The 12,120-nt window shown below is 53.6% G+C and carries 9 protein-coding genes; 1 reads left to right on the top strand and 8 read right to left on the bottom strand.

Annotated features, from left to right (window positions below; translation table 11 throughout):
- Positions 1–290: 290 nt before the first annotated feature.
- Positions 291–1,814: an SAP domain-containing protein gene (locus tag AAGJ81_12380; GenBank protein ID MEM0966940.1), complete on the top strand. Its 1,524-nt coding sequence runs from the start codon at positions 291–293 to the stop codon at positions 1,812–1,814.
- A gap of 103 nt (positions 1,815–1,917) precedes the next feature.
- Here the strand turns inward: AAGJ81_12380 and AAGJ81_12375 are convergent, their stop codons facing one another.
- The 8 genes from AAGJ81_12375 to AAGJ81_12340 all read right to left on the bottom strand — a co-directional run bounded on the left by AAGJ81_12375 (position 1,918) and on the right by AAGJ81_12340 (position 12,073).
- Positions 1,918–4,062: a hypothetical protein gene (locus AAGJ81_12375; protein MEM0966939.1), complete on the bottom strand. Its 2,145-nt coding sequence runs from the start codon at positions 4,060–4,062 to the stop codon at positions 1,918–1,920.
- Positions 4,063–4,124: 62 nt separating this feature from the next.
- The gene (locus tag AAGJ81_12370) at positions 4,125–5,351 is read right to left on the bottom strand and encodes a type II secretion system F family protein (protein ID MEM0966938.1); all 1,227 of its coding nucleotides are present in this window, start codon (positions 5,349–5,351) and stop codon (positions 4,125–4,127) included.
- A gap of 2 nt (positions 5,352–5,353) precedes the next feature.
- On the bottom strand, positions 5,354–6,919 hold the full coding sequence (locus AAGJ81_12365) for a GspE/PulE family protein (GenBank protein MEM0966937.1): 1,566 nt from the start codon (positions 6,917–6,919) through the stop codon (positions 5,354–5,356).
- Positions 6,916–8,109, bottom strand: coding sequence for a PilT/PilU family type 4a pilus ATPase (locus tag AAGJ81_12360; GenBank protein MEM0966936.1), 1,194 nt, complete (start codon positions 8,107–8,109; stop codon positions 6,916–6,918). The genes AAGJ81_12365 and AAGJ81_12360 overlap by 4 nt, the downstream gene beginning before the upstream one ends.
- Complete coding sequence (locus tag AAGJ81_12355) at positions 8,109–8,675, bottom strand: hypothetical protein (GenBank protein ID MEM0966935.1); 567 nt, start codon at positions 8,673–8,675, stop codon at positions 8,109–8,111. The genes AAGJ81_12360 and AAGJ81_12355 overlap by 1 nt, the downstream gene beginning before the upstream one ends.
- Positions 8,672–10,102, bottom strand: a complete 1,431-nt coding sequence (locus AAGJ81_12350) for a hypothetical protein (GenBank protein ID MEM0966934.1) — start codon at positions 10,100–10,102, stop codon at positions 8,672–8,674. Before AAGJ81_12350 ends, AAGJ81_12355 begins: the two co-directional genes overlap by 4 nt.
- A 110-nt stretch (positions 10,103–10,212) precedes the next feature.
- Positions 10,213–11,427, bottom strand: a complete 1,215-nt coding sequence (locus AAGJ81_12345) for a prepilin-type N-terminal cleavage/methylation domain-containing protein (GenBank protein MEM0966933.1) — start codon at positions 11,425–11,427, stop codon at positions 10,213–10,215.
- A gap of 19 nt (positions 11,428–11,446) precedes the next feature.
- Positions 11,447–12,073 carry a prepilin-type N-terminal cleavage/methylation domain-containing protein gene (locus AAGJ81_12340; GenBank protein MEM0966932.1) on the bottom strand — a complete coding sequence of 209 codons (627 nt, stop codon included), beginning with the start codon at positions 12,071–12,073 and terminating at the stop codon, positions 11,447–11,449.
- Positions 12,074–12,120 lie beyond the last annotated feature (47 nt).

Below are 12,120 nucleotides of genomic sequence, written 5' to 3'. Positions count from 1 at the left end.
TATATTACTCTCTCCAGCTAGCATCAGCTCTACGGCATTTGCCTTGAACTCTTTGCTGTAGCTGCGACGACTTTCGATTTCCATGGTTTTATCTCCTTATTTAAGATAGACACATGGCAACTTTTTTGGGGGAGGTTCAGCGATACCGATTTCGATTTCGATTTCGATTTCGATTCTTTCGCACGAGGTGCGGTTTAATATGGTGGGGTTAGCTGCCACTCTCGTATCGAAACCAACCCTAGTCCTAAAACAAATTGACCTGTCACTCAACGCATTACAAAAGAACAGGCATGAAGTTCTCTAAGTGCGTTACTAATATTTCCACAATCACTGAGCTCAAACGGATTGCAAGTGCATATGTAATCGATTACCGCGCCCTTTCGGAGGAAGAAATCAAGGAAGCTCTAGTAAAGACTGCACCGCAGTATTACTTTGAGGAAAACGTTCGGAACGCGCTCAATCACTTGACGATGGGAAGCAACCGGGACCTCCGAATAATTGCACCCTTTTTTATCAAACACGTTCTTATGCAACGGGATGACCGTATGTCTCCGAGGAGGAACACTGAAGAAGAGATCATAAAATGGGAACAAGAGATTGTAGATCGATCAAACGAGGATCTACTTAAAAAGAGCAGCGAGAGATCAAAGGACCTAGAATTCATGCAATTTGTGGTCAAGGTCGCGTGGGAACACAACGACGATCTGTCTGTTGATGAAAAGAACCTTGTTGAAAAAATACGTGAGCGCCTTCGAATTACAGAGACTGAATTCCGGATCATAGAGGCTAAACTCGGCAAATTCCCGAAAAGTCTTAACGAACTTCACACTCGGCAGGACATCGAAGACGTTCGCCGTGAACTTCAAGCCCGAGGACTTGTCTTTTCGATCCGAGACCACGATGGCATCGACTACGATCTGATTCCTTCAGAGGTCGCAGATACTATTGCAAAAGTAATGAAGATTGAGATCCGTGACTACGGCTTCTCACAGCTACTCCGTTATAAAGCGGTTCGCTCAAAGTCTTACATCCAAGAGTCATTGGACAAAGTCGGGGTTAAAACTGAGAAAAACTGCACGATGGAGGATCTATTCGAGGTTTCCGTTGAGCAAATGAGCCCTCGAATTCTTCTAGGTGGAACTAGCCCAAGAGATGGACTACCGACTGACGTTTTAAGAAAATGGTGCTCAGACCTCGATCTGAATGTTTCTGGAAGCAAATCAGATCTAATCGAACGAATAATAGAGTTTTATGACAGTCTCCATGAACGTAGTGATCAACTTGTCGATGAAAGGGAACACCTCCACAAATATTTCATAGAATTGGCCACCCGCGACTCCGCGACACTACGAGCTCAGCAGTTGATTGAGAAAGATATCGAAATTGAACGGAAGTTTGAGTCGGTCACAGACTATGTCTTCGAGAAAAAGCTTGGACATAAGCCGCTCAATCTTATCGGAACGAACCACGCCGACGGCGCACTTTCCTATAAAGACAAGGTGATCTACTGGGACAATAAATCAAAGGAAACACCGGTAAACTTAAAGGATCACATCAGACAATTCGACGGTTACATCCAGCAAGCTGAAAAGCCTGTCGCAGGCTTCGTTGTAATCGGACCTGATTTTACACCTGAATCAAGTCTCCTCGCCATGCAGTATCAGGTGGAGAAGGGAACGATTATATCAATGATTACAGCCCAGGAATTTAAAGACCTCGGAGAAGTTTGGAGCATGAAAAAAGAAACCGATGCATTTCCACTTGGCTACCTATTACAGCCGGGGAGATTTAATCCATCCCTAGTCGCAATTTAGTAACCTCTCCCTTGAACCTCAAACAAACCGATGTCCTGAATACCCGGGAACAGGACCCGCTCAACACCCCGTTTAGGTGGTAAAAGTGTCTATTCCTTCCGGCCTATTTTCTTGGACCGTATTGGCCGCGGAAGAAGCTGTTGATCGTTCCTGCGGCATCGTTTTTCTCAGGCACCCCTGGGACAAGGACGTCACTTTCTTCGAAAACATCCAGATTTCCATCCTCCGGCATTGGATTGGGAAACAGCGACTGCCGTTCAACGAAGTCTCGGGTCATTAACTCTCCTGCATCCGGGTTGTTTATGATGGTTGGGGTTACCAACAGAACGATCTCGTCTCTTCTACGAGTCGTTGCCTGATTCCGAAAGAGTCTGCCGATGAGAGGGAGGTCACCAAGAAGAGGTATCTGTGAGATCTGATCTTCAATCGACTCAGTGATCAATCCTCCTATGGCAAATGTCCGGCTATTCGCTGCAACAAAAGTACCACTCACCGTCTGTGCAGCCACAATATCAATCGGTCTTTCGTCAAAACCTCCGTCACCATTCGGCACTAAGACGTTGGCTCCGTTTCTGACGATCTGAGACTCTTCCTGAAGCAAGCGAAGCTCCACAGTATCGTCATCGTTGATGTTTGGAGTGATCAAAAGGGTAGATCCAACGTCCTGGTCCTCGTACTCCGCGTTCGCAAAATTAACGGTGTTTCCGAGATCGGTGACGATCGTCGTGTTGTCTCCGAAACCAACCAGAACCGGCACCTGCTCGCCGATAAAAATCCGACTGACTTCGTTGTTTGTTGTTAGGAGCGAAGGCTGACCGAGGACGGTGAGCTTGTCCTTATCCTGCAGAAAACGAATCTCCGCCGCGAAGGAACTGTCGAGATAACTAAAGAGAAGCGAACCGTTGATTTCAGGATCTGTCGGCAGAAAGATGCCTGCCCCATCACCCTCTGAAAAAGCCCAGTTGAAAGCGGTATCCAAACCGTCGTCGAGCTGCACTCGGAGAATCCGGATTTCGAGAAAGACCAGCTGCGCCGGTTCATCGAGATCTTCTACCAGTTCCTCGATCTCGCTCATCGTTCGCTCATCTCTCGTCCGGACGAGCAACTTATTCAGTCGGTCGATGATCGAAACAAAGATATCCGCCCGTGAATCCCGGATAGCGTCGATGCGGGCGTCATCAACCAACCCAAGCCTTCTGATTTCCTCGTCCGTAAATTCAAATTCTCCCTGGGTAGAGGACTGATCTGTTCTTTGGTTAAAGTTCCGAAGACTGTTGTTTTGGTTATTGCGGAGTGAGGACAAACGATTCGATCCAACAATGGTGCCTCCTTGTCCGCCTTGGTCTCCAACCCCCAGACCTTGGCTCCGACCGGCGATGATATCGAAACGTTCAAGTCGTTGTTCTAAATCATCGGTCAGGAACTCACCAGACTCCTCACTCTCGTCGACCCGCTCGGAAAGTCGGACTCGATCCCCATACAGATCACGAATAGTCAGGGCAATATCCCGCGCATTGGGGAAGCGAAGCGTGAAGACCTGATTGTGTTGATCCTGCAGGGCAGCCGATCCCCTTGCGAACTCTTCAACCGTCTGAAATCGGATGATACCGGAGTCGCGTATCGTGCTCGAATAGAGGTGATGGGTCGCGGCGATACTGGAGAGGACTTCATCAACGGTGACATCCCGTAGAAAAAGGGTGATCGGGCGGATTTGCGCCTCAACCGTTGCAGTAATTTGGGTGTTCGTCACGTAGGAAAGCGCTTGTGCGGCAAGAAACAAGGGGACGGAGGAAAGCTCGATTAGAGCTACTTGACCTTCCTCTGTCGCCACCCCGCGATTCGATCCGAAAAACACCTGCTGTATTGATCCTCGCTTCGGATCCACAAGCTCAACCATGTTCAGATTGAGCTTTCCTATGGTCACGTTTTGTTCCCCCGTTCGGACTGTCTGGCCTTCAATTGCAGGAAAAATTGAGTCGTCAATTTTGAGAATAACCATGCCACGGGCAGACTCTTCCCCACCTGCAATCACCACACCGATGACAGAAATCTCATCTTCTTCATCCTGATCATCCTGATTGTTTCCGGACGCTCGGCGGAGTGCTTCGAGTGCTGCGCCAGTTGAGGAGTTTGGCCGAGTCGGATCACCGTTTGACCCACTCGTACCTTGAGCGAGCGCTGAGCCTGCGGGCACAAAGATCGTTGCGAAACACAGAAAAGCACAAACCATAAAAGAACGGCTAAGCATATTTTCTTTAGAACAGCCTAGAAGACTGGGCAGAAGGAGTTTTATTGGATGTATCATCAAATTTAGACGGCTCCGTAGAGCGCTACAAAGAAAGCGAGGTAAACATAGCCCACGAGGAGGCCAACAATGAGGACGATCGCCGGCTCGAGGACCGCACTGAGTTGTTTGATCAGAGTTTGGAGGCGTTCTTCATGAAACTCGGCTACGTTCAGAAGAGTCTCTTCGAGGTTTCCTGTAGTTTCGCCGACTCCCACCATCCGCACCATCATCGGAGTGTAGGCCTTTCCCTTGCCAATGCCCGCAGCAAGACTTCCCCCTTGCAGGATCAGGTTGCGTGTATCGTCGACCACCTGAACGAAGTAACGATTGCGATGAATTGTAGTGAGGATACGCAGACTATCGACTAGCGGAATTCCACTGTTCAAAAGGGTCGAAAGCAGGCGTGAGAAGAGAGCGGTTCCTGAACAACGGACAATAGTGCCTACAAGTGGCACCCGGAGCTGGAAGCGGTCGAGAGCCAATCGCCCCGGGGGCCAGAGCCAAAAACCAAGTAGCATGAGACCGAGAGTCAAAAGCACTACGAGAATGATCGCGCCGTAGTCCGTGAAGAAGTTGGCAACGTCGATGAGGGACTGCGTCATGGCTGGCAGGCGACGTCCGAGTGCTTCCAGCGCCGTTTTCATTGGCGGGATCACTGCAAGGACCATGTAAACGCTCACTCCAATGGCAAAAAGGAAAGTAAAGCTTGGGTAGAAAAGCGCGGTCAGGACTGCAGTTCGGTTACGGCGTGCGCTCTCCATTGTTTCGGCACAGCGGAGCAAAACCTCCTCAAGATTACCGCTGGCCTCACCAAGGCCAACCATTGCGGTCACCGACTTTGGAAAACAGGTATGTTCGGAGAGTGCCTCGGCGAAGGGGATGCCAGACTCAACCCGCTGCCGGACCTGCTGATAAACAGCTCGCACTCCCCTTGAAGGGGGTTGATCGATAATCGTTTCAATCGATGAAAGGAGGGTTAGACCACTGCGGAGCATGACCTCAAGTTGCCGCAGGGTAAGCTCAACGTGGACCGACTTGATCCTTCTCCAAGTGGTTGGATTGAACAAAAAGGCTCTCGTGCCTCTGCCGGCAATTTGATCGTCGTCCGCATCCGACGCCGGCTGGAGGCGTTCAGGTTTCACCCCTCTACCGAGCAGTGCCCAGCGAGCCGCATCCAGACTCGCCGCTTCAACCACCCCAGTGGAGCGTTCGCCATTTCCGGCGTTTACGGTGTAGGCAAAGCGGGGCATTCTCAGACGGTGTCAAGCGTCGCAGTGATCACTTCGTCAACGGTTGTCATTCCAGTTCGAACAGCCGCAAGTCCGCTTTCAAGAAGGGAGGGAATCCCCACTTCGCTCCGACGCTCGACGAGGCGATATTCGATTGATTCGTCGTTGGAACTGCTGCCGATAAGGCGAGTCTCTTCTGATCGAATGGGCAGAATCTCGAAAAGCCCGGAACGACCGATGAAACCCTTTCCACCACAGCGCAAGCAGCGGTTTGGGCGGAAACAGCGCTCCCCTGCCAAAGCGGATGACCCGAGTAGCTGAGCTTCTGTTTCAGTAAGCGAACTCTCTGTCCGGCAATGGGGACAAAGGACCCGCACCAGTCGCTGGGCTGCGACCAGCCGGAGAACGGTGGCGATAAGGAAACGGTCCACACCGAGATCGAGGAGGCGGGTCACTGCACCGACTGCAGTATTCGTGTGGAGAGTACTCAAAACAAGGTGTCCGGTCAGGGCGGCCCGGACGGCCAGCTCGGCTGTTTCGCGGTCCCGGATTTCCCCAAGCATAACCACATCAGGGTCATGGCGGAGAATACTGCGGAGCGATGAGGCAAAGGAGACTTTCTCTCGTCGGGCGTCGACTTCCGTCTGAGTGACCCCGTCTATCTCGTATTCGATTGGGTCTTCTACCGTCATCACGTTTGCGGTGCGCTTCCCCAGAAGATGCTTGATGGCGGCATAGAGTGTGGTGCTCTTGCCGCTTCCAGTTGGCCCGGTCATCAACACCATGCCGTAAGGAAGAGTCACTGCGCGGGTAAACCGCTCCAAGTCATCGTCGGAAAAGCCCAACTTGTTGAGCGTTAGAATCCCTTCGTCCCGGATCAGTAATCGCAGAGTGATGCGTTCACCGTGGCGGGCCGGAATGGTCGCAACGCGGACCTCGGTAGACGGCAAAACACCGCCGGGCTCAAACGTGAAAGAGCCATCCTGTGAGGCCCGCTTTTCAGAAATATCCAACCCGCCAAGCACCTTGATGCGGTTAAACACAGAAGAGCGCAAATAGGCGGGCAGAGACGGATCTTCCACGAGAGAACCGTCGATCCGCATTCGCACTTGGACAGAATCATCGCGAGCCACATTGAAATGGATATCGGATGCTCCTCGGATCAGACCTGTCTTCAATAGTTGGTCGCAAAGAGCAATCGCTTCGTCGGCGTCGTCTGGATCGCTCTCGGAGCGAGCGGTTACGGTGTCGATGACCGGTCGATCCTGAGACATTGCCTCCCGCAAGTTCCCGAAGAGGCGAGTTTGAAGCGCCCGGATTGATTCGCCAGTGGCAAGTACTGGAACCACGGGAAGCTTGATGAAGCGCTCCAAGAGACGTGCCGAGTTCGGATCAAGAGCCCGCTCGACCGCAACGTGGAGGGAGCCATCCAATTCGAGAAGAGGAAGCAGCCTACGGCGAATCATCAGGCTCGGCGGAGTGAGCAGGGCATAACGCGGATCAAATTTGATCGTCTCCAGATCAAGCGGTTCTGAGTCGGTCTCGGAAGGACTCGCTTTGAGCAAAGAGGTATCGGCCGGGCCTGTCATCGTTCTTTCCTCGCTGCCTGCAATCCAGACGAGCCGAAGCTGCGTTCGGATTGTCGGAGACTCGCTTCGCGAGCCAGTCTTTGTTCCAAGACTCCAGGATTTTTCGTGAATGAAAAGGCGGTTGCCGGAAGGAGGGAACCACTTTGCACCCACTCGATCATATTCTGTTCAAGGGTTTGCATGCCCTGCCGTGAACCGGTCTCCATGACGGAATAAAGGCTCTGATACTGGCCCTTCGCGATGAGGTTGGCAGCCGCTGGAGTATTCTGCAGAATCTCGCAGAGAGGAATTCGGGGACGCTGCGCTTTTCCGGCGGTGGGAGTGCGGGTGATCGGACCGTCGGCAGGGATCAAGTGCTGAGTGAGGACGCCCCGCAGATTCATGCTGAGCTGCCGGAGGATGCCTGGCTGTTCGTCGGCCGGAAAGGCCGAGGCAATCCGCTGGATCGCTCCGGCACAGTCAGGTGCGTGAACAGTCGTGAAGACCAGATGTCCGGTCTCGGCAGCCGTTAAAGCGGTTCGAATCGTCTCCCTCTCGCGCACCTCTCCGACGAGAATGACATCCGGATCCTGCCGCAGACTAGAGATAAGGGCTTCCTGAAAGCTAAAGGCGTGAGCACCAATTTGCCTTTGGTCAATTCTGGCTTGTTGAGAAATGTGCAGGTATTCGATCGGGTCCTCAATCGTGATAATGTGTTTGGCGTGGGTCCGGTTGATCTGGTCGAGAAGGGTCGCGAGGGTCGTCGATTTTCCCGAACCAGTCGGCCCGGCGACCAGCACCAAACCGTCAGGCAGATCGCACCACGAGTCGAGTCCCTGAGGGAGGCCAAGATCTTTCAAGGAACGAAAGCGGTTCTCCAGCCGCCGGATGGCAATCGCAAGTCCCGGAAGTCTTCGATAGATGTTGTAGCGAAAGCGCCCGTCTTCTCCGTGGGTCACTGCTCCATCTACCGAGCCTTTGGCCTCAACCGTGTCCGTCATCGCGGGGCCGGCGAGGTGCTTGGCCAAACTGGAAATCACCTCGGGTGGAAAAGGTTCGCGAAAGGCGTCGAGGAAACGAAGTGTTCCGTCAATCCGGAAAAGAGGCGCATGGTCGGGCGCCAGGTGCAAGTCGGAGGCCTCTTCTTCAATGAGGGCTTCGAGCAAAGTCGAAAGTTCGGGCGCTCCAGCACCATTTCCTTCCCCACTCATCAACGGCAAATCCACAGATTCCAGCGGCGCAGATCGGTCTCACCCTGCATGCCCGCGTCCATCTCAATGGCAACCGGCAAGAGTGCTGGTCCAGTCTGATCGAGGGAGCTGACCAAGGCAGAAATCCCTGCGAACGTTCCAGCCAGCTCGAGACGGCTGATTTCGCTGCCAGGGCGCTTATCGAGCAGACGCTCGTACGCTCGCCGATCCTGGGCCTCGGCGCGGGACTCCGACATCAGAATCACACCATGGACCTCCATCAACTCTTCAAGTTCCGCACTGGCCTCGAGCACTTCGTTCGGAGAAAACACCGAGCGTCCTTTTGAACTTTCGCTATCCGATCCGCGGATCGTGCTTACCTCCCGTTGAAGCTCGAGGAGCTGTCGCCGGACCGTAGAACGCTCGGCTTGGGTAGGTAAACGCAGTTCCAAGACAGTGCGTTGCCGCTCCAGCTCTTCTTTTTCCTTAAAAAGAGGCTGAACCACAAAGAAGCCATAGATGAGTAAGATGATGGCAGAAGGCAGGAGCAGCACCATCACACGTTCGCGGGGGGAAACCGTTTTCATTGGCCTGATCCTCCTGCAATTACTTTCTTCGCAGAACCCGAATCAGGCTGAACCGGAGTGCGAACTGGAGAAGGGGTCAATTCGATCAAAAACGTCCACGGCCCGCCGTCGGGTCTGACGAGAAGGGCTTCGCGCTCCACCAGGGAAGCTCTCCAGCCGGAGGCTCCTCCGAAAAAATCAAGCTCCATCGCGTAGGCAGCCGCGCCTTGTGGGGTCGTAGCAACGCCCGAAACGTGCACATCGAAGCCTTCCGGCTTGATGCTGCGAAGGAGAATATTGCCGCCAGCGGCATCAGCCAAATTCGAAAGGAGGGACTGCAAACGATCCTCGTGGGCTTCAATGTTGAAAACGGCTTTCTCGGGACGACTCCTTAAGGTCCGGAGCTCTTGATTCAGCTTGCGGATTTCCTCTTGCCGCTCCCGGTGTTCGTCAATCGGTGTCCGCAAACTGGCCACCTGCTCTTCCAGACTATCCTTCCGGCCCAGTAAAAACAAGTGATAGGCAATCGTCAGAACGAGAACTGCCGCCGTAACCGCAACGGTTCTTGTGACCAGTGCCCGCGTCGACATCTCCGGCTTAGGAATACTTAACCACGGGATCAGTCCAGGCCGCCGGGCTTGGAAGTCCATAACGGTGGCGAGACCTTCGGCCCAGCGCTGTTGACCATCAGCGGAATCCAGACGGATCCATTCGATACCCTCGAGATCGGACCATTCGGGCATATTCCGGTCGGTCACCGCAAGCAAACCATACTTTGAGAGACTAGTTTGCACCTCGGGGTCGGCCAAAGCCACACGCTCAGCACCAACACCGCTCCATCCACGGATGTTCTTTTTCCCGCGCGCATTCTGCACGTGCATCGCCAAACCTTCCCATAGTTCGATCTGCTGCTCTGCTCCTGTCGGAAGCCCAGCTGGATGCCCAACCCCCATCAACCGGCAGCCGCGCCTCCCGCCAATGACTTCGCGCCAGGCGATCAATTGGGAAAACGGCGCAGCGATACCCCATGCCTTTAAAAAACCATCGGGTGCGGAGAGACGTTTCCACGTCCACTGCGACTCTTCAGTGCTCTGGCCGGTCAGTGCCTCGATTTCCATCGCAATCGTCTCACTTTGGTCTCCACCGCCGAAACTTGGCACCTCAGCGACTGCCGCTCCGACTCGGACGCTAAAGACAAACACATCCTTCGCCGGTGCCGGACGATGATCCAGCAATGCCGTAATCCAACCCCCCTTGTCGACGTCTTCCGAAAGGTCGAAATAATCCGGCTCAGTTTCTTCTTCTTCGTTCGCCTGATTCTCAGGGACTTCTTCAGAGATGATTCGCAAAACTGCATAGGCACTCTGGCGACGCTTTAGATCCACTCGGAAACGGGCGGATCCAGTATCGACCAACACAGTGAGGGAAACTCCAGAAGGAAGTGGCATGAGTTTGTTTTGGTGAAAATTAGAGTTTGTCTGAAAACTTTTGGAATTTCTGAGTTCGAATCCCTGTTGCAATCGGATGAACCCCGGGTCTTTGCTTGTAATTTCTTTAGTTAATAGAGGGTAAGGGTGACCGGCTCGTTGAACTGCCCGAGCCGGATTTGGGTTACCGGTGACCGGCGTTCGGGAAGGGTTGTGGTGATCGCACTGTCTTTGTTAGCAGGGTCTGTTGCATCCTGATAGGCGCGTAATGCGAGTGCACCAACGGGTAGGTCGCTAAGAGTAAAGGATTCGGAGGGAGAGTCGGCTGGGAGAACTCGCTTCTCTTCCAAAACTGTATGTGCTCCGCCGGCACCGTTTGCCCCGTAGACGCGAACAATTAGGTTTGCGCCGTCTGCCAGAGCGATCGAGCCGCCATCCCGAACCACGGTTACCACCAGGTCGCTCCGCCAAAAGTCTCCCTCGGTATCAGCAAGTCCGCCAGAGACAGCCGTTGAGTCGGCTGCGAAGACAATTGCGAGATCTTCGTTGATTCCCGAATCAGAGAGGTCAGTCGTGCCGTTGGCTCCGCCAGACTGGATGATCGAAATCGGATCTCCGTCGTCGGCGGCTGATCCACTGATGTCGAGAGGGATTAAAGAATTTCCGAAACCATCTGTCACCTCAGACCGATTGAGTCCAAGGTTCAAATAAGGTCCGCGCCATCCCGCGCCGACCCGAACCTCGGAATCGCCGGACGGCGCAACGATTGCATAGGCAGGCAGCCCACCCGCTTCCCAAAGCTCGCTTAGTTGGGTGAGAGGGTCAGTCCCTTGAGCGCTTGGCAATCTTCCGATATCACTGACGAATCCAACGAAGGCAGAATCGCCGACAATGCTCGCTTCGATCTCTTCCAATTGATCAATATTGGCATCGTATCGATTTTCCTGGGTCATTTGGGCAACATTTCGCAGGACGACCGATGAAAGCACCGCAATGATGCTCAGGACAACGAGTAGCTCAATGAGGGTTAGACCGTCTCGGGAACGGGTTGGATTTGCCTTTGTCCGTCTCCCGTCGTCAGAGGCAAATAGGTTTCGTTCAGGACAACCGCTACGACGAGTGAAGTCATCGTTCCTCGCAAATAACAAACCAAGGAACGGCGACTTTAGTCGCCGAGAGCAGTATTGAACCGTAGAACGAACACCGGCAGCTAAACCGACTACGCCAAGGCTTCGACGGTCAAGAGCAGCCGCTCGGGATTGACTGCAGCCGCCTATCCATCCGGCATCTGGCAAAGTTCCGCCATCCGAAACCTGTTCCGAGATGACCTGACTATCAGTATTCATCAATCGTTGACTCACAAATCTACAGCAAAGGGTCTACACTGAGGAGAAACAGAACGAGATCATCACCCCGATCAGGATCCAGCGCATCACTCGGGTCCGTTTCCAAAATCCGGTTCGGTCCGGCAGAGACAAGGCGTGCATCGTCTTCGTCACCGGGCTCCTGGAGAACAATCGGTTTACCCCAAGCATCGATGATAGTCGGTTCGTCCTCAATGCCGGCAATGTCCGAGTTGTCGTCAAAGCCGTCGCCCGTTTCGATAAAGTCACCGTAGCGCACGACACTCGTGATAAAGTACGGCCCCTGCCAGCCACGTTTGGTGGTGATGTCGTAGGCGTCCTCGCTGTCGATGTTTTCCATGAGTCCCGCAATGCGCGAGGGCAGCGCGCCGATGTGTTGGAGGTAGCCGCTTTCGCCCAGTCCTCCCCCGGTGAGAGCCGTTTCAACTTCCCGTAGCGTCGCTGTAGTAGCTGCCTCCCGCGAGGTGATCGGCTCGCCACTTGCGTCGAGAACTACTGGGTCGCTTGTGTAGGCGAGAGTCGCGATGACCGCCACTGCACCAAGAATGGTCAGGACGACCAAAAGCTCAACCAGCGTGAAGCCAGTCGCTCGTAGCAGGCGGAAGCAGTGAGGAGTGCGAGGAATCATTCCATCTAAAGTGGGGATCACTGACCGATCAAAGGACGATAGTTCCA

The sequence above is a fragment of the Verrucomicrobiota bacterium genome (genome assembly GCA_038744685.1).
In the GTDB taxonomy this organism is placed as follows: domain Bacteria; phylum Verrucomicrobiota; class Verrucomicrobiia; order Opitutales; family Puniceicoccaceae; genus Puniceicoccus.
Note: the sequence above shows the minus strand (reverse complement) of the source record. Positions and strands in the feature narration are given on the sequence as shown.